The following is a 24,112-nucleotide window of genomic DNA, read 5'->3' on the forward strand; positions in this document are numbered from 1 at the left end:
GTCACGGTGCGCCGAACCCCGCCGCCGTCAGCGCCGCCCGGCCGGTCGGCCCGGTCACCAGTTCGGCGAACTTCGCCGCCGCCGCGGCCTGCTTCGAATCAGCGACCACCGCAATCGGATACGTGTTCACCGCGGCCGTGGCCTGCGGCACCGGCACCGCGGTCACCTTCGCGCCCGCGCTCGCCGCGTCGGTGACGTAGACCAGCCCGGCGTCGGCCTGACCCGAGGTGACCTTGGTGAGCACGTCGGCCACCGAGGATTCCTCGCTCACCGGCCGCAACGCGGCACCCGCCGCGTCGGCGACCTTCTTCGTCGCCCGCCCGCACGGCACCTGCGGCGCGCACACCACCAGCGACGCGTCGCCGAGATCGTCGATCCCGGTGATGCCCTTGGGGTTTCCCGGTGCGGTCACCAGGGTGAGGACATTGGTGGCGAAGGTGGTGGGCCGCGCCGTGATCCGGCCGCCCTGCACCACCTTGTCCATGGTCGGCTGATCGGCCGCGGCGAACACGTCGGCCGGGGCGCCCGCCAGCAGCTGCGCGGCCAGGTCGGACGAGCCGGCGAACGAGAACTGCACGTCCACACCGGGATTGGCGGACTCGAACTCCTGCTCCAACCCGGTGAAGACCGACTTCAACGAGGCGGCGGCGAACACCGTCAGCGTCTGCTCCGACGACTCGTCCGCGCCGGCGCATCCGCTCACCGCGAGCAGTACCAGCGCGGCGCCCACCGCGACCCGGCCGATCATTCGGCCGCCTTCTCGACCACGACCGTCGTCGCCTTGACACTGGCCAGCGCCACGCTGCCCGGCTCGAGCCCCAGCTCGCGCACCGATTCGCTGCTCATCAGCGAGACCACCGTGAACGGACCGCATTGCATCTCCACCTGTGCCATCACCGTGTCGGCCACCACGCGGGTGACCAGACCGGGAAACCGATTCCGTGCCGAACTGGCACTACCCACCTGGGTGTGTGGCGGACGCGCCTGCTCGACGGCCAGTGCCGCGAGCTCGCGGCCCTCGATCACCAGCCGTCCGGCCGAGTCCTTGGCCGCGGCCAGGGTGCCCGCGTCGATCCAGCGCCGCACGGTGTCGTCGCTGACGCCGAGCAGATCGGCCGCTTCCCTGATTCGCAGTGTCGCCACCGACTCAGGATAGTTCCGCAGATTCGGGCAGAACAAGAAAACATCTCCGCACATGCGGAACGATCCGGCCGTGATGCCGTGCCAACACGCCGCGGACCATGGCCGCCGACGTCGCGGCCAAGTACGCTCATGTCCATCATGGCCACGTATTTCGATCCGAAGTCCTGGTCACTGTCGGGCGCTGTCGATCTGGGCAGACGCCTGCTCGACCCGTCATGGATCGACCAGTGGCTCGGCTTCACCACGTCCTGGGCCGACCCCGTCGCCGACCTGGGCTCCGGCACCGTCACCGCGCTCATGCCCGACGTGCTGATGACCGTGCTCAGCGAGGGCATCCTCAGCCGCTTCGGCGGCCAGGAAGTCAGCGCCACCCTGCTCGGGCACGACCTCACCGCCACCCTCGACGTGTTCAAGGTGCGCAGGCGCGGCGCCCACTTCCAGAGCAAGACCGTGCTGTCGGACCTGGTCTGGGACTCGCATCCGTTCGACACGGTGACCGTCATCGCGCACGGCGTGCGCCTGATCCCCGGCGTGCCGACCAAGATCCGGGTCCAGCAGCTCGACATCGAGGGCACCATCGGCATCGGCGCGCTGGTCGACTGGGTCGACGCCCAGAACCTGGACTGGCGGGTGCACCTGGACGAGCGCCACCGCATCGTCGCCACCCACCGCACCCGCAGGATGCGTGCCCTGGTCGACGCGCAGGTCTACGACAACCTGCTCACCATCGACATCCGCAAGGCCAGCTGGCACGGCATCCGGCTGCCACGGCGCGCGGTGCAGGCGCCCGCGCTGCTGCTCGACGACCTGCCCAACCGGGCGAGCATCACCTACGCGCACCGGCGCGGCGACAAGGTCCGCTTCCGGATCGAGCTGCCCGAGACCACCGGCTCGTTCGACCTGGCCCAGATCCGCTCGGCCATCGTGGCCGGTACCACGCTGATCGTGTTCTGATCAGGCGTTCTCGGCGGCCCACCAGGCGAGCAGCGCGGCTTCGGCCTCCTCGCGCGTCATCGGGCCGCGGTCCAGGCGCAGGTCCTTGAGGTACTTCCAGGCCTTGCCGACCTGCGGGCCCGGCGGCAGGTCGAGCAGCTCCATGATCGAGTTGCCGTCCAGGTCCGGGCGCACCCGCGCCAGGTCCTCCTGCGCGCGCAACGCGGCGATGCGCTGCTCGAGCTCGTCGTAGGTGGAGCGCAGGGCGGCGGCGCGGCGCTTGTTGCGGGTGGTGCAGTCGGCGCGGACCAGCTTGTGCAGGCGCTCGAGCAGGTCGTCGGCGTCGGTGACATAGCGGCGCACCGCCGAATCGGTCCACTGGCCCTTGCCGTAGCCGTGGAAGCGCAGGTGCAGGAACACCAGGCGCGCGACCTCCTCGGTGAAGGCCTTCGGATACTTCAGCGCCCGCATGCGCTTGCGCACCATCTTCGCGCCGACCACCTCGTGGTGGTGGAAGCTCACGCCGCCGCCCGGCTCGTTGCGCTTGGTGTCGGGCTTGCCGATGTCGTGCAGCAGCGCGGCCCAGCGCAGCACCAGGTCGGGGTCGCCCTCCTCCTGGTCGATCGCCTGCGACAGCACGGTCAGCGAGTGCTGGTAGACGTCCTTGTGCTGGTGGTGCTCGTCGATCTCGAGCTTCATCGCGGGCACTTCGGGCAGCACGCGCTGGGCCAGACCGGTGTCGCACATGAGATTGATGCCGTCGATCGGATGCGCCGCGCCGATGAGCTTGTCCAGCTCGGTGCGCACCCGCTCGGCGGTGATCCGGTCGATCTGCTCGGCCATCTCCACGATCGCGGTCCGCACCCGCGGCGCCACGTCGAAACCGAGCTGGGACACGAAGCGCACGGCGCGCAGCATCCGCAGCGGGTCGTCGTCGAACGAATCCTGCGGCGCGGCAGGGGTATCGAGGACACCGTCCAGCAGGGCGTCCAGACCGCCGAGCGGATCGACGAATTCGAGCGAACCGTCCGCGGCGATCTTCACCGCCATCGCGTTGACCGTGAAGTCGCGGCGGACCAGGTCGCCGTCGAGGCTGTCGCCGAAGGTGACCTCGGGATTGCGCGAGACCCGGTCGTAGGTGTCGGCGCGGAAGGTGGTGATCTCGAGCTGCTGGCCCGACTTGGCCGCGCTCACCGTGCCGAAGGCCAGGCCGCCGGTGTCCCACAGGTTGTCGGCCCAGCCACGCATCAGCTCCTGCACGACCTCGGGCCGGGCGTCGGTGGTGAAGTCCAGATCGTTGCCGAGCCGCCCGAGCACGGCGTCACGCACACTGCCGCCGACGAGATAGAGGGAATGCCCACGCTCGGCGAACATCTCACCCAGCGGCGTCAGCACATCCGACAGCTGCCCCAGCGTCACCGCCGCCCCGGCCAGCAGCCGAGCCCGACGATCCGCCACAGCTTCAGGGACAACGTTCGGAGACACCACGACCAGCCACCCTACTGGTCGACAGCAGCCGCTATCCAGCAGGTATCGCCGGACCGAAGCAAGAACATGGGTAACTCCCCAACCAACTCCAAGCCATCGGGCGCCCCAACGCGAGACCGACTACCAGTAGCCGAGCTACCGGAAGAGACGCAGGATTCGCGGGGAGGCGGGCCAGCTAAGCTGGCTGGGTGTCTCCTCCGGCCGATCGCGCGAACAGTCGACGCCGCCAGCCGCGGCGGCGCGGTTCGGCGAGCACTGCCGGCAAACCGCGGATGCGGACCGTGCGCGAGACCTCGGCGGGCGGACTCGTCGTCGACGGGCTCGACGGCCCGGCCGAGCAGCGTTCGGCTGCGCTCATCGGCCGCACCGATCGCCGCGGCAGGCTGCTGTGGTCGCTGCCCAAAGGGCACATCGAGGCTGGTGAGACCTCCGAGCAGACCGCCATCCGGGAGGTCGCCGAGGAGACCGGAATCAACGGCGAGGTGGTCGCCGAACTGGGCAGTATCGATTACTGGTTCGTGACCGAGGGCAGACGGGTACACAAGACTGTGCACCATTTCCTGCTGCGCTCGCTCGGCGGTGAACTGTCCGACGCCGACGTGGAAGTCACCCAGGTTGCGTGGGTTCCGTTGAGCGAGTTGGATTCCCGATTGGCCTACGCCGACGAACGCCGGCTGGCCGAAGTGGCGAATCGGATGATCGACCGGATGGAGACCGGCAAGCGATGACGGGTGGACTGTTCCGGCTGATCACGGCGGTCCTGACCATCTTGGGTTCGGTGTCGCTGCTTCCCGCGATCGCGCACGCGCAGCCGAACGGGTCGGGACCGACGACGCCCAAGTTCCTCAAGCTGACCCTGGACGCCGTCGCACCGGGGACGGTGACCACGAGCAGCGATTCCATGCTGACCGTCTCGGGCACCGTCACCAATATCGGCGACCGGGTGGTCGACGACGTGAGCGTGCGGATCCAGCGCGCCGCCGCGGTGGACTCGCCGAGCGGACTGCGCAGCTCGCTGCGGCTCGATCAGGTGAACTACGAGGTCACCGGCCCGTTCCAGGACATCGCCGAGCGGTTGAGTCCCGGTCAGCGCAAACAGTTCTCGGTGCGCATCGCGCTGCGGGCCGGCGGTGACGGCGCCTCGCTCGGGCTCACCGATCCCGGCGTGTATCCGCTGCTGCTCAATGTCAACGGGGAGCCGGCCTACGGCACCCAGGCCAGGCTCGACGACGCCCGCTTCCTGCTGCCGGTCCTCGGCCTGCCGCCGGTCGGCGGCGACCCGGCCTCCCAGCCGGTACCCGCGCCGCCGGAGGCCTCGCCGGTGGCGACCACGCTGGTCTGGCCGCTGGCCGACCGGCCGCGCATGGTCGCGGGGAACCCGGGCTCGGTGAACGCGCAGCCGGAACTGATCGACGACGAGCTGGCCGTCTCGGTGGGCAAGGGCGGGCGGCTCGAACAGCTGGTCGCCGCGCTCGAGTCGGTGGTCCCGGGGCCGGGGCGCGAGCGCAGCGTGGCGAGTTCGGTCTGCATCGCCATCGACCCCGACCTGGTCTCCACCGTGCAGACCATGACCAGGGGCTACCGGGTGCTGGCCAGCCCGTCCGACCCCGAGGGCGCCACCAGGGAGGGGACCGGGGCCGCGAGCGCGCAGGCCTGGCTCGACCGCTTGCGCGCGCTGGCGAGCTCGATGTGCACGGTGGCGCTGCCGTTCGCGCAGGTCGACGTGTCGGCGCTGGCCGCGGTGAACGATCAGGGCCTGTCGGCACGGGCGCTGCTGGCACCCGCCGACGTGGTCGACGCGATCCTGGGCACCAGGTCGCTGCGCGGAGTGAGCCTGCCCGATTCCGGCAGCATCGACGATCCGGCCGGGCAGTTGCTGCGCGGTCACGGGTACGGGACGGCGGTGCTGGCCAGCACGGCGGTGACGGCCGACGGCGCGGTCGCCGAGCCGGAGAACGCGCTCACCTCGGCGCCGGTGACGCTGGAACCCGGCGTCGTCGTCGGGGGCGAGCAGGCGGCGCCCGACGTCGTGCGGGTGCCGAACGTGAGCGTCGAACCGGCCGCCGGGGCGCCGCCGTCGGCCGATCCGGCGCTGCATGTCACCACCTTCGACATCTGGTCGGCGACCGCGCTGGCCGCGGTCGGCTCCAACCCGCCGACCCCGTCGTTCACCCCGTCGAAGGTGCGGTTCGACGTCACCAACGACTCGCGCGCGGCCCGGCTGCAGGACGCGCTCGGCGCGATCGCCTGGACCGCGCTCAACCCGGCGCCGGACCGGCCGCGCTCACAGCTGCTCATGCCGCCGCAGCAGTGGGGCGCCAACCGCGAAGAGGGGATCGCGCTGCTCAAGCAGGTCGAACTGCTGACTCGCAACAACCTGGCCAGCCCGCGCAGCTTCACCGACCTGGTCGCCCAGGGGCCCGATCCGCGCCCGTTCGCCCTCGAATACCTGCCGCGCGCCGCCCAGGACGCGGCGCCGGAACGGTTCGTGCCACCGGTGCGCGAGCAGGGCGCCCGGATCACCGAACTGATGCGCGCGCTGGTGGAGCTGCCCGAATCCGAGCTCACCCCGCTCGCCTTCCTCACGCCCGCCCGTGAGGACCTGCTGCGCGCGCTGAGCCTGTCCGACCGCAGGGCCGACGACGACACGCTCGCCGATCTGCACGCGCAGCGCCGCATCGATCAGGTCACCCGGGAGCTCGACACCCTGTTCAACTCGGTGTCGGTGCTGCCGCCGGGCGGGGTGTACACGCTGGCCTCGGAGGAGAGCCCGTTGCTGCTGGTGGCGCGCAACGAGCTGCCGGTCGCCATTCGGGTGCAGTTCCGGATCGAGGCGCCCGCCGAGACGAACATCACCGATATCGGCGAACAGCTGCTTCCGCCGTCGGGCACCAGGTCGTTCCAGATTCCGACCGAGGTGAGCGACAGCCGTAAGCTGGTGATTCCGATCTCCCTTACCACGCCGGACGGCGTGGCGCTAGGCGAGCCGACCTCGGTCTCGGTGCGCTCGAACGCCTACGGACAGGCCTTGGCCATAATTACGGCATGTGCCGGAATATTGCTGTTCCTGTTGGCCGGGCGCCGATTGCTGCGCCGGTTCCGCGGTCAACCCGATCCGGCGGACGAGGAATTCGAACGGCAGTGAACACCCGCGCCACGGACGCGGGCGGGGGAACATGGCAGACGAGGACGAGAGTGGCACGGTGAGCGAAACGCTCATCGGACCGGCGGGATTCGCGGGTTGCGCCGGGTACAGGAGGCATGATGGGCGACGATGATTCCGCTCATCGGCACGACCACGACGACCGTCGCGACGGACCGCCACAGCGTCCGGCGCCGGCCGCACCGTGGGAGCGTGGGATGACGGGCGGGGAACACGAAGGACACGTCGCCGCACCGGGCTCCGGCCTGCCCGAGGGGCGGCCGCTGCCGCCGCGTCGTCCGGGGGGCGATCCGCGTGCCGGGGGACCGGCGGGTCAGCGGGGTGTGGATCCGCGCGGTGCCGGGGGGTTCCCCGAACAGGCCCGTCCTCCGTACGGCGAACGTCCCGACGGTCGTCCGCAGCCACCGCCCGGCCGCTCGGGAGAGCTGCCGCGCGTCCAGCTGCCCGGCGAGTTCGCTCCGCGTCCTGGGCCGGGCGGTCCGGGCGCAGCTGGTGGTCCCGGCGGGCCCGGCGCAGCTAGTGGTTCCGGCGGGCCCGGCGCAGCTAGTGGCTCCGGCGGGCCCGGCGCAGCTAGTGGTTCCGGCGGGCCCGGCGCGGCCGGTGGTCCCGGCGGGCCTGGCGTCGCCAGTGGTCTCGGCGGACCGAATGGCCGCGGCGGGATGAATGCTCCCGGTGGGCTCGGTCGCCCCGGCCCGCAGGGTGGACCCGGCCCGCATGGTGGACCCGGTGTCGCCGGTGGCCTCGGCGGTCCCCATGGTTCGAGCGCTCCGGGCGGTCCCGGTGCTCCACCGCAGCATCCAGGCCAGGCCGGTGCGCGTCCCAGCGGATTCCCGCCGGACCAGCATCCCGGCCAGGCCCCACGCCCGTTGCCGGGCGAGTTGCCGCCGCATCGCCCCGGCCAACAGCCTCGTCCCGCATCCGCGGGTCCACGCTCAGGTGAGTTCCCGCAGCAGCGCTCGGATCAGCCCGGTTCGGCGCGGTCGGGTGAGTTCCCGCTGCAACGGCCGCTGCATGAGCCGGGTTCCGCCGCGCAGTCCGGCGAGTTCCCGCTGCAACGACGTCCTGGTCAGCCGCTGCCCGGACCCGGCGCGCAGTCGGGTGAGTTCCCCCGGCAGCAACGCCCGGGCGCACCCGCCCAGGGGTCCGGCCCACGCGGCGGCGAGTTCCCGCAGCGTCCCGGGCAGCCCCCGCGGCCCGCTTCCGGCTTCGACGCGCGCTCCGGTGAGTTCCCGCAGCAGCGCCCCGGTCAGCCGATCGCACCCGGCCAGGGCGAATTCCGGCCGCCCAGCCACGCACCGGGCGCCGACGCCAGACCACAACGGCCAATGCTGCCCTCGGACGCCGACCCGGGCCTTCGTCCGCACTCGGCACAGACACGAGGCGCCGAAGCGGACTTCCGTACACAGCGCCCCGGCCATCCGCCCGCCAGCGACGCGGACTTCCGCACACAGCGCCCCAGCCAACCGCCAGCCGGCGACGCGGACTTCCGCACGCAACGCCCCGGCCAACCGCCCGCCAGCGACGCGGACTTCCGCACGCCGCGCCCCAGCCAACCGCCCGCCGGTGACGCGGACTTCCGCACGCCGCGCCCCAGCCAACCGCCCGCCGGTGACGCGGACTTCCGCACGCCGCGCCCCAGCCAACCGCCCGCCGGTGACGCGGACTTCCGCACGCCGCGGCCCAGCCATCCGCCCGCCGGTGACGCGGACTTCCGCACGCCGCGGCCCAGCCATCCGCCCGCCGGTGACGCGGACTTCCGCACGCAACGCCCCGGCCAAGCACCGGGCTCGGAGCAGCGCGGGCCGCAGTCGGGCGCGATTCCGCGTCAGGCACCGGCCGACGGTGTTCGCCGGGACGACGCGGCGTCGGGGCGCGCGAGGCCGCCGCAGGGACCGCAGTCCGGTGCCATCCCTCGGCAGCGGACCGGTGCGCAGCCCGGCGGCTACGACGCGCCGGGACGGCAGCCGGAGCGGCGCAGCGCGCCGCAGCGGTATCCCGGGATGCCGGGGACGCCGGTCGACGCCGAGGCGCGACGTCGCCCCGTCGCCGTCGACGACAATGCCGCCGCGAAGACCCAGAAGATCGCGCGGCCAGCGAAGGTCGCTGAGAAGGACACGCCGCAGAGCGCCAACGCGAAACTGCTGAAGGACTCCGGCTCCATCGCCATCGCGACGCTGATCAGCCGCATCACCGGCTTCGCCAAGCAGCTGCTGCTGCTGACCGTGCTGGGTCCGGCGATCGCCAGTGCATTCACCTCGGCGAACCTGATCCCGAACATGATCGCCGAGCTGGTGCTGGGCGCCGTGCTCACCGCGATCGTGGTGCCCACGCTGATCCGCGCCGAACAGGAGGACGCCGACAACGGCGCCGCGTTCGTGCGCAGACTGGTGACGGCCGCGTTCACCGTGTTGTTCGCCGCCACCGTCCTCACCATGGCCGCGACCCCGATCCTGGCCACCCATGTCTTCGTCGCCGCCGACGGCAAGGTGAACACCGCGCTCACCACGGCGCTCACCTACCTGCTGGTGCCCGCGATCCTGTTCTACGGCATGTCCGCGCTGTTCACGGCCATCCTGAACACCAGGCAGGCGTTCAAACCGGGTGCCTGGGCGCCGGTGCTGAACAACATCGTGGTGCTGGTGGTGCTGGCCGTGTACGCGCTCACGCCGGGCGAGATCAGTCTCGACCCGGTACGCATGGGCGACCCGAAACTGCTGGTCCTCGGCATCGGCATCACGGCCGGTGTGGCGACGCAGGCGCTGAGCCTGCTGCCCGCCATCCGCCGCCACGGCATCGACCTGCGGCCGCTGTGGGGTGTGGACACGCGCCTCAAGCAGTTCGGCCGGATGGGCGCGGCGATCATCCTGTACGTGCTGATCAGCCAGGTCGGCCTGGTGGTCGCCAACCACATCGCCTCCGCCGCCGACGAGGCGGGCCCGGCCATCTTCCAGAACGCCTGGCTGCTGCTGCAGCTGCCCTACGGCGTGCTCGGCGTGACCCTGCTGACCGCGATCATGCCGCGCCTGAGCCGCAACGCCGCCGCCGACGACACCCCCGCCGTGGTCGACGACCTGTCGGTGGCGACCCGGCTCACCATGATCGCGCTGATCCCGGTGGTCATCTTCCTGACCCTGGCCGGACCGCAGGTCGGCGAGGCGCTCTACGGCTACGCCCGGTTCGCCGGCGACGCCGAGCGCCTGGGCCACGCGGTGAGCTGGTCGGCGTTCTCGCTGATCCCGTATTCGCTGGTGCTGATCCATCTGCGCGTCTTCTACGCCAGGGAACAGGCCTGGACGCCCACCTGGATCATCCTCGGCATCACCGCGGTCAAGATCGTGTTCTCGGCGCTGGCCCCGGTGCTGGCGCGCGACAGCGACGACGTGGTGATCATCCTCGGCGTCGCGACCGGCCTCGGTTTCACCGCGGGCGCGGTGATCGGCGGCATGCTGCTGCACCGCAGTCTCGGTGATCTGCGGATGGCCAATGTGGGCCGCACGGTCACCCGGGTGCTGCTGGCCTCGGTGGCCGGTGGCGCGGTGATGCTCATCGTCGACACGGTCACCCGGATGGACCAGCTCTCCGGCGGTCCCGCGTCGCTGCTGCGGGTCACCGTCGGCGCGCTGGTGATGTTCTCGGTGGCGTTCGGCCTGATGCGCCTGGCGGGCATCCCCGAGGTCGTGGCGATCACCGTCGCGATCTCCCGCAAGCTGGGGATCACCCCGCCCGCACCGGACCTCGGTCTCGACGAGGACGCCCCCGCGGACGACATCTACGCGACCACGGTGCTGCGCCGGCCCGACACCTACGCTTTCCCGTCATATGGGCCGTCGATGGACACCCAGACCATGGTGCTGCCGGTCATCCGGCCCGGTGCTGTTGACATCACCGGTCAGGCACAGTTCCCGTACGCTGTTCGGCAGACCGACATGGGTGGCGATGGCGCCAGCACGCGGATGAATCCGCGAGATCAGGCCGAAGGAGGACCGAGGGTGAGCGATGACGCGGTGGGCGGCGTCCCGGCCGCTGATTCGGCGGCGCGCGCAGCAGGAGGAATGTCCACCGATGTCGATCCTGCCGCGTCCGATGCGACAGGATCAGAGCAGGCCGACACGCCCGACGAGGCCGAATCGCCGCATAACAGCTCGGCGGCGGACCAGCACGACGACGCGCGCCAGGCCATGCCGCCGCACGATCCGACCCACGACACCGGCATGCTGCCGATCCCGCCGCAGGTCCCGCCCGCGGCGGCGAGCCGCGCCCAGCGTGGCCCGAAGCTGATCCCCGGCGCGTCCGTGGCGGGCGGCAGGTACCGCCTGCTGGCCAGTCACGGTGGCGCGCGCGGGCTGAAGTTCTGGCAGGCGCTCGACATCAAGCTCGACCGCGAGGTCGCGCTCACCTTCGTCGACGCCGATCAGAAGTCGGGGGAGAACTCAGGGCACGACGGCCCGCAGGCCATCCTGTCGCGCACACTGCGCCTCGGCCGGATCAATTCGCCCGGCCTGGCAAGGGTCCTGGACGTGGTTCGCGGTAGCTCCGGCGGCATCGTCGTCGCCGAATGGACCCCCGGACGATCGCTGCGGGAGATGGCCGAGACCGTGCCGTCGCCGATCGGCGCGGCCAGGGCCATCCGCGCGCTGGCCTCGGCGGCCGAGCTCGCGCATCGCGGCGGCGGTTCGCTGTCGATCGATCATCCCGACCGCATCCGCATCAGCGCCTCCGGCGACGCCGTGCTGGCGTTCCCCGGCACCCTCGGCGACTCCGACGCCCAGGCCGACGTGCGCGGCCTCGGCGCGATGCTCTACGCCCTGATCACCGCGCGCTGGCCGATCCGGGTCGGTGGCGTCACCGGTACCGCCGCCACCATCGGTGGCCTGCGCCTGGCCGACTTCGGCCCGGACGGCACGCCGGTGGAGCCGCGGCAGATCCGGCCCGAGGTGCCGTTCGAGATCTCGGCCGTCGCGGTCCGTTCGCTGGAGTCGAACAAGGGCGTACGCACCGCCGCCACCGTCCAGCACGTGCTGGAACAGGCGTCGGTGGTCGACCAGAAGACCGATTTCATCCCGGTGCTGCGGCTCGGTCAGCGTGCCGTCGCCAGCGGTCCCGACTCGCTCGCCGATCCGGAACTGCTCGCCGCCGAGCGGGAACGCGGCAAGCGGATGATGTGGATCATGGTCGGCCTGGGCGTGCTCGCCGCGCTGGTCGTGGGCATTCTCATCTGGTGGATGGTCAGCATCTTCGCGCCCGGCGCCTCGGACAAGCCGCTGGACGAGCAGATCAACATCGGGCTCACCTCGAGTGTCGCGCCGCCGAGCGCGGCCGCGGAGACCCCGGCCGGGCAGACGCCTGCGGCACCGCCGACCAGCGTGCCCGTGCCGGTCACCGGTGCCGCGGTGTTCTCCCCTGAGGGCACCCCGGACGGCGCGGCCACCTCGGGCGCCGTGCTCGACCAGAACCCGGCCACGCTGTGGCGCACCGATCAGTACTTCCAGCAGTTCCCCGCCCTCAAGAAGGGCGTGGGGCTGCTGGCCACGCTGCCGACCCCGGCCAAGCTGACCAATGTCTCGATCACCTCGCCCAGTGCGGGCAGCACGGTGGAGATCCGCACCTCGCCGACCGAGGCGCCCACGCTCGACCAGACCCAGCTGATCGGCTCGGCCAAGCTCGGTGACGGGGTCACCGACATCGCCGTGCAGACCGATCAGGCCGCTCGTTTCGTGCTCGTCTGGATCACCGGACTGGCGAATTCCGGCGGTCAGTTCCAGACCGCGATCGCCGACGTCCGCTTCGACGCCGCGCCGTAAACCCCCGCGCCGACCTTTCCCACGCGCCCATCTGCGCAGGTCGCCGCCTGATTCCGCCCCGAAATCGGATATTCGCCGAACTGCGGTCCGGTTGGTGCGCAATTGTTATCGACGATATGATCGCACCCGCGCTTCCGGCAGGGAGCTACCCAGGGTCTGTCCACGTCGATCCTGGACGCTGCGTTGTAGTCAGGTGATGGATCGGCCTCGCTCGCCGACGTGAAGTCGCCGTAATGAGCGCTGTCCAAGGGGTCAGGTGTTGTCGCCGGAAGTGAACGAGCAAGTCCGCGGGGGGAGAACGCGGCAGGTCGCCGCATACCGCGACCGCTCGTTCGTCCTGGAGAACGGCAGTGACAAGGAGTTGCTGGCCGCCCACGTCCGCGGCGAACCGCACGCCTTCGCCGAGCTGTTGCGCAGGCACAAGGATCATCTGTGGCAGACCGCGCTGCGCACCTCTTACAGCCGGGAGGACGCCGCCGACTCGCTGCAGGACGCGCTGCTGTCCGCCCATCGCACCGCGGGCTCGTTCCGGGCCGAGGCCGAAGTCCGCAGCTGGCTGCACGCGATCGTGGTGAACGCCTGCCTGGACCGGATCCGCCGCAACAAGACCCGCCGCGCGATATCGATCACACCGGACACCATGCCGGAGGCGGTCGAGCCGCGCGACGAGTTCGCCGAGTACGAGTTGTCGACCGTCGTCGGCGAGGCACTGTTCACGCTGCCGGAGGATCAGCGGCTCGCGCTGGTCATGGTCGAGATGGAGGGGCGCAGCGTGGCCGAAACGGCCGCCGCGCTCGGCGTGGCGGAGGGCACTATCAAGAGCAGATGCTCCCGAGCGCGCGTACGTTTGCAAGAACGTTTGGAATTTTTCCGGGATCCGGGGAACCGGACCTAGGCCGGATGCGTCAATAACAGTGACGAACAAGTCAGCGATGTAAATCCTGCGATCCGATATCGACAGAACAGGGGAGGTGCGAGGTGGCTCGATCCGTGCCGCAGCCTCCGTTCCCGTCGGAACTGCTGGCCGATCTGCATGCCGACAACCTCGCGCCCGAACTGCGCGAGCAACTGTGGCCGAAGGTCAGCACCGACCCAGACGCGCTGCACTACCTGAGCCAGCTCGACGAGGTGAACCTGCACCTACGCGCCCTGGCCACCGACGACCCGGTCATGCACCCCATGCCCGACGACGTCGCCGACCGGATGTTCCGCTTCATCGCCGATCTCGACCTCGACACCGGCGATGAAACGACCGACGTGCCTTCTTCCCCGGAGGACGGCCCCACCGAACGTCTGTCCACGTTGCTCGCCGCCCAGGAGGACGGTCCTACCGAACGCCTGAGCACGCCGCTCGCGGCTACCGAGGACGGCCCGACAGACCGCCTCGGCACCCTGCTCCCGGCCCAGGAGGACGGCCCCACCGAGCGGCTCACCGCGTCGTCCGTCCCGGCGCAGCCACCTGTCGCCGCACCGGTCTCGCTGGCGCAGTACCGATCTCGCCGCCGGATGGGCTGGCTCGCCGCGGCGGCCGCCACCGTCGCCGTCCTCGCCAGCGCGGGCGCCGTGGTCTCCACCCTCGACACCACCGACGGCACCCCCACCGCCGCCCCGATCATCGAGCCCGACCCCGGGGGCGACGAACTCACCACCGCCGCCGCGCTCAGCGCACTGGGCAAACGCGAAGTGAGCGGCCCGCTGGGCGACGAGGGAGCGCTCGCCCGCTGCGTCCAGGCCAACGGCGTGGACCGCGCCGTCCTCGGTGCGTCGAACATCACCTACCGTGGCGCCGACGCGGTCCTCGTGCTCGTCATCGGACCGAAGCCGCCCACCATCACCGCGCTGGTCGTGGGCGCGGGCTGCACCACCGGCGCGCCCGAGCAACTCGCGCTACGCGACATCGGCTGACCCCGCGCTTCCAGGGAAGCGCCGTAACCCCGGGAACAACACCGTTTAGGCTGTTGTTGACCGACACGTCCCCAGCTTGTCTTTTCGGAAGGGCCCCATGAGCACGCCAGTTCGCGACCTGATCATCGTCGGCTCAGGACCCGCCGGCTACACGGCAGCCGTCTACGCCGCCCGCGCCGAGCTGCAGCCGCTGGTCTTCGAGGGCACCCAGTTCGGCGGCGCCCTGATGACCACCACCGAGGTGGAGAACTTCCCCGGCTTCCGCGAGGGCATCATGGGCCCCGATCTCATGGAGCAGATGCGCGAGCAGGCCAAGCGTTTCGGCGCCGACCTGCGCACCGAGGACGTCGACGCGATCGACCTGTCCGGCACCATCAAGAAGGTCACCGTCGGCGACGAGACCTTCGAGGCCTACGCCGTGATCCTCGCCATGGGCTCGGCCGCCCGCTACCTGAACGTGCCGGGCGAGCAGGAACTGCTCGGCCGCGGCGTGAGCGCCTGCGCCACCTGCGACGGCTTCTTCTTCAAGGGCCAGGACATCGTGGTCGTCGGCGGCGGCGACTCGGCCATGGAGGAAGCGACCTTCCTCACCAAGTTCGCGGCCAGCGTCACCGTGGTGCACCGCCGCGAGGAGTTCCGCGCCTCGCGCATCATGCTCGAGCGCGCCAAGGCCAACGAGAAGATCAAGTTCCGGCTCAACGCCGAAGTGGTGAAGGTCAACGGCGAGACGAGCGTCACCAGCCTCACCCTGCGCGACACCCGCACCGGCGAGGAGTCCGAGCTCGCCGCGACCGGCCTGTTCGTCGCCATCGGCCACGACCCGCGCAGCGAACTGGTCAAGGGCCAGGTCGCGCTCGACGGCGAAGGCTATGTGCAGGTGACCGATCCGGGCACCGCCACCGATGTGGCCGGCGTGTTCGCCGCGGGCGACCTGGTCGACCACACCTACCGGCAGGCGATCACGGCCGCGGGCACCGGCTGCCGCGCCGCGATCGACGCCGAGCGCTGGCTCGCCGAGCAGGGCGACATCACCGCCAACACGCTCGAGAACGCCGACGGCTCGGCCGCGGTGCCCGCCAACTGATTTCGAGCTCGTCGAGTTCCACCCCCAGCAAGGAGAGACCCATGGCCGAGAGCGCCAACACCATCACCGTCACCGACCAGTCCTTCGCCGACGACGTCCTGCTCAGCGAAAAGCCGGTGCTGGTCGACTTCTGGGCCGACTGGTGCGGTCCGTGCAAGATGGTCGCGCCCGTGCTGGAGGAGATCGCCGGTACCCACGCCGACAAGCTGACGATCGCCAAGCTCGACACCGAGGCCAACCCGGGTGCCGCCCGGGACTACCAGATCCTGTCCCTGCCGACGATGATCCTGTTCCAGGGCGGCAAGCCCGTGAAGCAGATCGTCGGCGCCAAGGGCAAGGCCGCGCTGCTCCGCGAACTCGACGGTCTCATCTGACCGCAGTCTGATAAAGCACCTCCTACCGGCCGACGCGCCGTAGGATGCCTGGACCCGGGATTCCGCCAATACGGCCCGGGTCTGAGACAATCGAGGCGACGCTCCGGCCGAAGGAAAGGGCTATCCCGCATGCACCGACTTCGTCACGGCGATTCAGGACCAGCCGTAGCAGAGGTTCGGAGCACCCTCGCAAGCCTCGGCTTCCTGCATCCCCAGCACGGCGACTACTGGAAAGACACCGACGCGGAATTCGACCGCTCGCTGGACTCGGCGGTGCGCGCGTTCCAGCAGCAGCGCGGACTGCTCGTCGACGGTGTGGTCGGTCCGGCCACCTACCGCGCGCTGAAGGAAGCCTCCTACCGCCTGGGTGCCCGCACGCTGATCTACCAGCTGTCCGCACCGCTCTACGGTGACGACGTGGCCACCCTGCAGCGCAAGCTGCAGGACCTGGGCTTCTACGTCCACCGGGTGGACGGCCACTTCGGCCCGCACACCCACGACGGGCTCAGCGCGTTCCAGCGCGAGATCGGCCTGTCCGCCGACGGCATCTGCGGCCCGGACACGTTGCGGTCGCTGGATCTGCTCGGCGCGCGGGTCACCGGTGGCAATCCGCACCGCATCGCCGAGGAAGAGGTGGTGCACCGCGCGGGCCCGCAGCTCACCGGCAAGCGGATCGTCATCGATCCCGGATTCGGCGGCGCCGACAAGGGTTTCGCCGTGCCCACCGAGTTCGGTGACGTCTACGAGTCGGAGATCCTCTGGGATCTGGCCTCGCGGCTCGAGGGCCGGATGGCCGCCACCGGCATGGAGACCTTCCTGTCCCGGCCGTGGGGCGCCAACCCCACCGATGTCGAACGCGCGGAGACCTCCAACGCCTTCGACGCAGACCTGATGATCTCGCTGCGCTGCGCCACCAGCGACAACCCGTCCGCGCAGGGTGTGGCCGGTTTCTACTTCGGCAACTCGCACGGCTCGGTGTCGATGATCGGCCAGGTGCTGGCCGGCTTCATCCAGCGCGAGGTCGTCGCCCGCACCTCGGTGCAGGACTGCCGGACCCATCAGCGCACCTGGGACCTGCTGCGGCTCACCAAGATGCCGACCGTGCAGGTGGACCTCGGCTACCTCACCAACGAGTACGACGCCTCGGTGCTCACCAACCCGCGCATGCGCGATGTGATCGCCGAAGCCATCCTCATCTCGGTGAAGCGGCTGTACCTGCTCGGCCAGGACGACCAGCCCACCGGCACCTACACCTTCGCCGAGCTGCTCGCCGAAGAGCTGGCCGCCGCCGACGCGGGCAACGTCCCGGCCCCGCGCGTCTAGCCCCCGAAACGACCAACGGCCCTGCGGTTCTCCGCAGGGCCGTTGCCGTCTGTCCGGTTCAGAACACGCCGACGCGCGCGGGCGGTGCCATCGACGCGGCCGCGAGCAGCTGGTCGAGCGCGCGCTCCACGTCTTCCTTCCAGCCGTGGTCGGAGTTCAGTTCCAGCCGCAGCCGGGGGAAGCGGTGATGCTGGGCCACCACTTCGAACCCGACGTCGCTGAGGAAATCGGCGTCGATCATGCACGTTTCGGGTGTGCACTGGGTCGCGGCGGCGGGGTCGCGCAATGGCGCCGCGATCCGTTCCATCAACCGCATCGACGAGCCGAGGCCACGATCGGCCACCGAGCTCGACGCCGGGTTGTTGCGAATGCCGAAGGCCTCGATCGCCCGCACACCGCGACGCACCAGATCGGCCACCACGCCCTGGATCAGCCGATCGGCTACATCGGCCTCCTCGTAGGGGAATTCGGCCTGCAGCGTGGTCAGCAGGACCGCATCCGGGCTCACGGGGGAGGTGGGGAACAGGGTCGACCGCGGCACCGCACTAGGCGGCGAGTAGAGCGCGCAGCCGGCGATGTTGTTGTCGACCTGGGCCAGCTGACCGCACGAGCCCCATTCGAGCATCACGGTCGAGAGCCAGGCTTCCTTCTCGAAGACCGGATCGCTGAAGGCGTGGGAGTCGGCAGCGACGGCTGGATCGAGCTCCCAGAACACACACCGCCGGGTGTGCGCCGGGAGCTGATCGAGTCTGTCGAGGGTCAATGCCGTGACGCTGGTCGACACTGCTCTGCTCAGCCTCCAGCTGTCCGATTCATCCACGCTCACGCCACATCACTATCCACAGTAATGCCGCCTCTTTCAATTATGTAGAAAGAATGGGAGTGCCCCGTCACAGTGACGTTTCGGGGCCGGATTGCTCCATCAGCGCCACAATGCGCTCGAGGTCTTCGACGGAACCGAACTCGACAACGATCTTGCCCTTACGCTTACCGAGACTCACCGTGACCCGGGTGTCGTAGGAACCCGACAGCCGCTCGGCCACTTCCTGCAGACCCGGCATGTGGATCGGCTTGCGCTTCGGCGCCGGGGGAGCGACCTCCGTCGGATTGCGGTTGGCCAGCGTCACCGCTTCCTCGGTGGCCCGGACCGACAGTCCTTCGGCGACGATCCGCGCCGCCAGCACTTCCTGCGCGTCGGCTCCGGCATCCAGTCCGAGCAGCGCCCTGGCGTGCCCGGCCGAGAGCACGCCGGCGGCCACCCGACGCTGCACGGGGATCGGCAGCTTCAGCAACCGGATCATGTTCGTCACCACCGGGCGGGATCGACCGATTCGCGTGGCCAATTCCTCGTGGGTGACGTCGAATTCCTCGAGCAGCTGCTGATACGCGGCCGCCTCTTCGAGCGGGTTCAGCTGCACGCGGTGGATGTTCTCCAGCAGGGCGTCGCGCAGCATCGAGCCGTCGGCGGTGTCGCGAATGATCGCGGGGATCGTCGCGAGCCCGGCCTCCTGGCACGCGCGCCACCGGCGCTCGCCCATGACCAACTGGAACTTGTCGACCCCCGGCTCCACCCGGCGCACCACGATCGGCTGCATGAGGCCGAACTCGCGGATCGAGTGCACCAGTTCCGACAGCGCCTCTTCCTCGAAGACCTGTCGTGGCTGCTTCGGGTTCGGGACGATCTGGTCGGCGGGCACCTCGCGGTAGACCGCGTCGCCGGGGGAGACGAGTTCCTCCTCAGGCTCCGGCTCGGCGTCCGGAACGCGGTGCAGGAATGCCTCGGCCGGCTGCGGGCCGATCGGGTTGATCCCGATCACGCTCGCCGCGGCACTGCTGAGACCCGGCGCCGTCGCCGCCGGACCCGTCGGGATCAGTGCGGCCAAGCCGCGCCCGAGACCGCCCTTTTTCGCCTGACTCATCGGCTACCGATCCCTTCCTCGTTCCAACACACCACTACGACGCGTCCTGGCGCAGCTGAGCGCGGGCGGCGAGCTCGCGCCCCGCGTCCAGGTAGCTCATCGCACCGCGGGAGCCTGGATCATAATCGAGCACGGTCATGCCGTAGCCCGGTGCCTCCGAGACCTTCACGCTGCGCGGGATCATCGACTTGAGGACGACATCGCCGAAGTGGTTGCGCACTTCCTCGGCGACCTGGTCGGCCAGTTTGGTGCGGCCGTCGTACATCGTCAGCAGCACGGTCGAGACGTGGAGTTCGGGGTTGAGGTGCGCCTGCACCAGCCCGATATTGCGGAGCAGCTGACCCACGCCCTCCAACGCGTAGTACTCACACTGGATCGGGATCAACACCTCCTTGGCCGCCACGAGCGCGTTGACGGTGAGCAGGCCGAGGGAGGGCGGGCAGTCGATCAGGACATAGTCGATGTCGTACCCGGCGAGCGCCGCCTCGTGGATGGCCGTCTTCAGCCGGCCTTCGCGCGCGACCATCGAGACCAGTTCGATCTCGGCACCGGCGAGGTCGATGGTGGCCGGAATGCACAGCAGCCGTTCGCCGTGCGGACTCTGCTGAATCGCGTCCTTGACGGCGACCTCACCGATGAGCAGTTCGTAGCTCGACGGAACCCCGGAGTGATGCGCGACGCCCAACGCCGTACTCGCGTTGCCCTGCGGGTCGAGATCGACAACGAGAACCGTCATGCCCTGGTGCGCTAGCGCCGCAGCGAGATTGACCGTGGTCGTCGTCTTTCCGACGCCGCCCTTCTGGTTCGCGATGGTGATGATCCGTTGCTCGCGGGGTTTCGGCACAGTGACCTTTCCTGGATGCAGAATCTGGCTGGCGCGTTGCGCTTCCGCCGCGATCGGGGTCTCGGCCGGGGAGATGTGCCCGAAAGGAGTGTTCCCGAACGTCTCCTGGTCGAAGCTGCTGGAGTCCAGCATCCCCGGGACCCGCGACGCTGTTTCCCGTGAAACATTCGCCGGACCGCTCGACATAGACAGCTCCTAACCCGAGAAACTTCAGATCACGTACTCCCGACCGAGCGTCGGCGCCGTGTCGTCACAAACAAGATCGGCGGCGTCCGGCCATTCTGACGGTGGCTCCCGGCGCGCACGCCCGACTGTGAATAGCTTGCCAGCACTACGACGGATAAGAAAGCTGAATCGCGGCACGCCGAGCAGGACACACCCAAGTTCACCCAATGCACTTGCCGGATCAATGTTTCACGGGAAACACGAACAAAACGACCCCCAAATCCCAGCGGCCGATAGACCTTTCCGCGCCCCACTCAACCGGCCCGGCCCCATCCGAGCAGCCCACACGCGATCACCGCCCAAGGACAACTCAGCAACGAGACGTCATGGGATCACATGCACAGCTGAACTCGACGAGACTAGGGACAGACTGAGCTGGGCCGAGCTGGGCTAGGTCGCATCGAGTCAGGCCGAGCTGGGCCGGGCCGCACCACGTCAAGCCAAGCTGGGCCGGGCCGGGTCAGGCTGAGCTGAGCTGAGCTGAGCAGCATCGAGCCAGGCTGAGCTGAGCTGGGCCGGGGCGGGGGTCAACGACGCCGCGACCGGCCGACCGGCTGAACCGTATCCGGAGCCGACCCACTACGAGTTCGCCGTGCTGGACGGAGCACGATGGGTTGGGCCGCGCCGCACTACTCCACACCTCACCGCACTGAGCCACGCCACGCTGGGCCGGGCCACCGGACCGGGTGGGCCGCCTGGGCTGAAGCCGGGGCGCTCAGGGCCGAGCCGCTTGGCCGGGCCGCTCTAGTCCGGTCCGGGCCGCTCTGGTGCGGGCGGCGCCACAGCGCTCTGGGCCGAGCTGGTCCGCGCCGCACCGCTCTGGTCCGCGCCGCACCGCTCTGGGCCGCACCGCACCGCGCCGGGGCCGAGTCACGCACCGCACCGTGCCCGGGCCGGTTCACACGCGCACGCGCTGGGCCGGGCGAGTCATGCCGCACCCACACCGAGCTGCCCTGAGCCACGCCGCATCTGGCCGACCGCTGGGGCCGCACCGAGCCTGGCCGCGTCGAACCACACCGATGGGCAGTCGCACCATGTAGGGCAGGGCGAGGCCCGCACCGCGCCCCACCCCACGGCACGGCATCACATCGAAGCGCCCAACCGCAGAGGCCGAGCCAGAACCGAGCTGGACAAGACTCGCCGGCAGCGCCGCGCTCTGCCCGGCAGGACGTATTCGGAGCAGGCTCGGGCCGGACGGGGCCGCGCGCACCGGGCCGCGCGCACCGGGCCGTGCTGGGCCGCGCACCGCGACGGGCCACATCACAGGACAACACCTACCGCGCCGGGCCGCGCCGAACCGCGCCAGGCCGAATAGCGCCGAGCCGGGCGGGCCGCGAGCAGAGCCGGGCTAGACCGTACAAGCACGGCGCCGATGCTGAGGCCGACGCGGGTGAGTCGACTGTCTGCCGCCGACCGGGGGCTGCCTCGCTTATACCTCCGGCGAGAGCGGACCGAGCCGCACCGAACCAACATGCATTCGGCCGAACGCCGCCGGTCCGGACCGAGCAGAGCCAAGCCGAGCCAGGCCAGGCCACGGCGGACCAAACCGTGCTGGGCCGTACCAACTGGACTGCACTGCACGCGCCGGGATGGGTCGAAACGACCCCACCGCGCTGAGCGCCGCAGAGCCGGACCGGGTGAGCAGAACTGAATCGAGCGGGGCCGAGCTGAGCCGGGCCGAACGGCGCAGCGCCGGACCGCGCCGCGGCAGACCGGGGTGGGGTAAGTCCGGACCACCAGTCCCCGTTACGCACTGCACAGATCCGGGCCAGCCAGGCCGAGCTGGCCGAGGGCCGAGCAGGCCGAGTCAGCCGGGCTGAGCCGAACCGAACCGGCCTGGGCCGAGCCGGTCAGAAGGACCCAACAGCCCGGTGCAGCACCGGGCGGTGCGGCGGCATGCCAGGGCAGGTCTGGACTGCGTTCATCCGGGACGCGTGCGGCACCGCACCGCGCAGCACCCGCGAGGTCGGGTAGCACCGCGTCCAGACCGGGTCGGGGTGAGCCGAACATCAGCGCCGGGCCGGTTTGGCCGAATTGGACGGGACGGGCCGGGCTTGGGTTGTTGGGCCTGGGCCGGGCTTGGCGGAGTCGCGCCAGCCCGGCGGGGTTACGTTCTGCCGAGCTGAGCAGAACGGAGTAGTGCCGATCTAAAGGTGGCTGGATCAGGTTTAGCGGAACGGTCAGGCCCAGGACTCCTGGGCCTGACCGAACAGGGCAGGGGAGTGGGCCGGACCGGACCGAATGGTGTTGGCGCCGGGCCGCGCTGCGGCAGGCTGGGCCGCAGCAAGTCTGGACAAGCAGCGGCGGACAGGTCGGGTTGGTTTGACGAAGGCAGGCAGGTCCGGGCTGCGCTTAGCCAGGCTCCGCCGGGCAGCACCGCGTCAAGGCAGGCAGCACCGCGCCAAGCCGGACAGCACCGCGCCAGGCCAGGCGGCGCCGGACACCACCGCGCCAACAGCACCGCGCCAAGCCGGACAGCACGGCGCGGTCCGGCGCTGCACAGTTCAGCCCGACTCAGTTCGGCCCGGCTCGATTCAGCTTTGCCCACCGGTCCGGCCCGGCTCTGCCTGCCCCGGCTCTGCCTGGTCCTGCTCCGCCTGGTCCAGCCACCGCGCCAAGCAGCCGGGCGACGCCGGGTGGCGTGGCGCCCGGCGGGCAGAACCAGGTCCGGATCGAGACCGGGCTTCGCTGGGTCGGGCTGGCTGTGCCCGCGCTGCGCCGAGCCGGTCAGAACCCCACCGCGCCCGACCGCGCCGAGCCGAGCCGGTCAGAACCGCGCCCGACCGCGCCGAGCCGAGCAAGTCAGAACCGCACTCGACCGCACGTGCCGTGACGAGCGGAGCAGGGGGGCGTACCGAGCCGAGCCGAGCAGGGGCGTACCGAGCCGGGCAGGCCGCACCGGGCAGGCCGAGCGCCGCATTGGCCCAAGCCGCCCGGACGGAACCGCTTCTGGCCGCACGGCAGTGCATCAGGCCGTGCCGGGCCGATCCACCAGGGCAGGTCCGCTGGACCCAGCCGTGCCGGGGTGGACCGCCGGGCTTGGCCGACCAGCCGCGCCGGGCTGGGTCGGCAGGACATGGACACATCGGACTGAACCACACCGCACGGCGCCACGCCGCGGACCGGATGCCGCCTGTGCGCACTCGGCTAGGCCGCACAGGCTGGGCGGGTCAGGACCGGGCGGCCGGGGGTTGTGTCCCGCTGGGCTGGGCGCGCAGCTTCGGCCGCACGCAGGGCCAGGCCGAGCCGAGCCGGACCGGACTGGCAGGGCTGGGCGGGAGCAGTACCGGGCCTCGACGGGTCGCACAGAACCGGCGGTGCAGCGCCGGGCAAATACCTGGGTCGGGCCATGCTCAGCCAGGCCCAGCAGGTTTGAACCGGGTCAGGCCGGATCGGTCCACGCCCAGCCGGGTCGGGACATGCAGGTCGGGACATGCCGATCCGGGCCTAGCGGGATTGGACTGGGCGGCGCCATGCCATGCCGGGCCATGCAGGACCGGGCGAGCTCGGCATCGGTGGCGTCCGGGCCATGCCAGACCGGACCGCCGGACCCGGCTAGGAGAGGCCGGGCTGAGCCAAGCAAGGCCGGGCTGTGCCATACCGGACCGGGTCATACCGGACCTAGTCGGGAGGGGCCGGGTTGAGCCAACCGAGGCCGCGCTGGGTGACGCCGTGCCAGGTCGAGCCGAACTGGGCGGCCTGGTGGCGCTACGCCAGGTCGAACCGAGCTGGGCGGCCTGGTGGCGCTATGCCAGGTCGAACCGAGCTGGGCAGCCTGGTGGCGCTATGCCAGGTCGAACCGAGCTGGGCGGCCTGGTGGCGCTACGCCAGGCCGAGCCGAGCTGGGCGGCCTGGGTAGCGTTATACCGGGTCAGGCTGAGTTGGGCAGGCCAGGCTAGGCGGGCCAGGC

Annotated in this window: 16 protein-coding genes; 9 read left to right on the top strand and 7 right to left on the bottom strand. The window is 70.6% G+C overall.

Annotated features, from left to right (window positions below; genetic code table 11):
- Window position 1: 1 nt before the first annotated feature.
- Both modA and EL493_RS03660 read right to left on the bottom strand, forming a co-directional pair.
- The gene (gene modA / locus EL493_RS03655; protein WP_019050104.1) at window positions 2-748 is read right to left on the bottom strand and encodes a molybdate ABC transporter substrate-binding protein; all 747 of its coding nucleotides are present in this window, start codon (window positions 746-748) and stop codon (window positions 2-4) included.
- Entirely contained in the window at window positions 745-1,143 is a 399-nt protein-coding gene (locus EL493_RS03660) for a TOBE domain-containing protein (RefSeq protein ID WP_030201645.1), read from the bottom strand. Before EL493_RS03660 ends, modA begins: the two co-directional genes overlap by 4 nt.
- Window positions 1,144-1,281: 138 nt before the next feature.
- Between EL493_RS03660 and EL493_RS03665 the strand changes: the two genes are divergently transcribed.
- On the top strand, window positions 1,282-2,097 hold the full coding sequence (locus EL493_RS03665) for a hypothetical protein (RefSeq protein ID WP_022565935.1): 816 nt from the start codon (window positions 1,282-1,284) through the stop codon (window positions 2,095-2,097).
- Here EL493_RS03665 and EL493_RS03670 read toward each other — a convergent pair whose 3' ends face one another.
- The gene (locus EL493_RS03670) at window positions 2,098-3,534 is read right to left on the bottom strand and encodes a CCA tRNA nucleotidyltransferase (protein WP_019050107.1); all 1,437 of its coding nucleotides are present in this window, start codon (window positions 3,532-3,534) and stop codon (window positions 2,098-2,100) included. It lies immediately after the preceding gene.
- A gap of 302 nt (window positions 3,535-3,836) precedes the next feature.
- Between EL493_RS03670 and EL493_RS03675 the strand changes: the two genes are divergently transcribed.
- Together EL493_RS03675 and EL493_RS03680 are read left to right on the top strand one after the other, a co-directional pair.
- The gene (locus EL493_RS03675) at window positions 3,837-4,292 is read left to right on the top strand and encodes an NUDIX hydrolase (RefSeq protein WP_019050108.1); all 456 of its coding nucleotides are present in this window, start codon (window positions 3,837-3,839) and stop codon (window positions 4,290-4,292) included.
- The gene (locus tag EL493_RS03680; protein WP_019050109.1) at window positions 4,289-6,709 is read left to right on the top strand and encodes a DUF6049 family protein; all 2,421 of its coding nucleotides are present in this window, start codon (window positions 4,289-4,291) and stop codon (window positions 6,707-6,709) included. Before EL493_RS03675 ends, EL493_RS03680 begins: the two co-directional genes overlap by 4 nt.
- Before the next feature lie 950 nt (window positions 6,710-7,659).
- On the opposite strand, the gene EL493_RS03685 is transcribed toward EL493_RS03680, so the two are convergent.
- Window positions 7,660-8,019, bottom strand: a complete 360-nt coding sequence (locus EL493_RS03685; protein ID WP_019050110.1) for a hypothetical protein — start codon at window positions 8,017-8,019, stop codon at window positions 7,660-7,662.
- Window positions 8,020-8,727: 708 nt separating this feature from the next.
- Between EL493_RS03685 and EL493_RS03690 the strand changes: the two genes are divergently transcribed.
- The 6 genes from EL493_RS03690 (at window position 8,728) to EL493_RS03715 (ending at window position 17,214) form a co-directional block, all read left to right on the top strand.
- Entirely contained in the window at window positions 8,728-12,528 is a 3,801-nt protein-coding gene (locus EL493_RS03690; RefSeq protein WP_019050111.1) for a lipid II flippase MurJ, read from the top strand.
- A 337-nt stretch (window positions 12,529-12,865) separates the two neighbouring features.
- Complete coding sequence (sigM, locus tag EL493_RS03695) at window positions 12,866-13,423, top strand: RNA polymerase sigma factor SigM (RefSeq protein ID WP_030201653.1); 558 nt, start codon at window positions 12,866-12,868, stop codon at window positions 13,421-13,423.
- Between the two features lie 95 nt (window positions 13,424-13,518).
- On the top strand, window positions 13,519-14,433 hold the full coding sequence (locus EL493_RS03700) for a hypothetical protein (protein WP_019050113.1): 915 nt from the start codon (window positions 13,519-13,521) through the stop codon (window positions 14,431-14,433).
- Window positions 14,434-14,530: 97 nt separating this feature from the next.
- Complete coding sequence (trxB, locus tag EL493_RS03705) at window positions 14,531-15,517, top strand: thioredoxin-disulfide reductase (protein ID WP_019050114.1); 987 nt, start codon at window positions 14,531-14,533, stop codon at window positions 15,515-15,517.
- 41 nt (window positions 15,518-15,558) lie between these two features.
- Window positions 15,559-15,891 carry a thioredoxin gene (trxA, locus tag EL493_RS03710; RefSeq protein ID WP_019050115.1) on the top strand — a complete coding sequence of 111 codons (333 nt, stop codon included), beginning with the start codon at window positions 15,559-15,561 and terminating at the stop codon, window positions 15,889-15,891.
- A 129-nt stretch (window positions 15,892-16,020) separates the two neighbouring features.
- The gene (locus EL493_RS03715) at window positions 16,021-17,214 is read left to right on the top strand and encodes an N-acetylmuramoyl-L-alanine amidase (protein ID WP_022566614.1); all 1,194 of its coding nucleotides are present in this window, start codon (window positions 16,021-16,023) and stop codon (window positions 17,212-17,214) included.
- Window positions 17,215-17,272: 58 nt separating this feature from the next.
- Here the strand turns inward: EL493_RS03715 and EL493_RS03720 are convergent, their stop codons facing one another.
- The 3 genes from EL493_RS03720 to EL493_RS03730 form a co-directional block, all read right to left on the bottom strand.
- Window positions 17,273-17,998, bottom strand: a complete 726-nt coding sequence (locus tag EL493_RS03720; protein WP_030201658.1) for a hypothetical protein — start codon at window positions 17,996-17,998, stop codon at window positions 17,273-17,275.
- A 106-nt stretch (window positions 17,999-18,104) separates the two neighbouring features.
- A complete protein-coding gene (locus EL493_RS03725) occupies window positions 18,105-19,133 on the bottom strand; it encodes a ParB/RepB/Spo0J family partition protein (protein WP_022566612.1) in 1,029 nt (342 codons plus the stop codon).
- Between the two features lie 34 nt (window positions 19,134-19,167).
- Entirely contained in the window at window positions 19,168-20,109 is a 942-nt protein-coding gene (locus EL493_RS03730) for a ParA family protein (protein ID WP_019050119.1), read from the bottom strand.
- Window positions 20,110-24,112 lie beyond the last annotated feature (4,003 nt).

The sequence above is a fragment of the Nocardia asteroides genome, from assembly GCF_900637185.1.
GTDB classification, from domain to species: domain Bacteria; phylum Actinomycetota; class Actinomycetes; order Mycobacteriales; family Mycobacteriaceae; genus Nocardia; species Nocardia asteroides.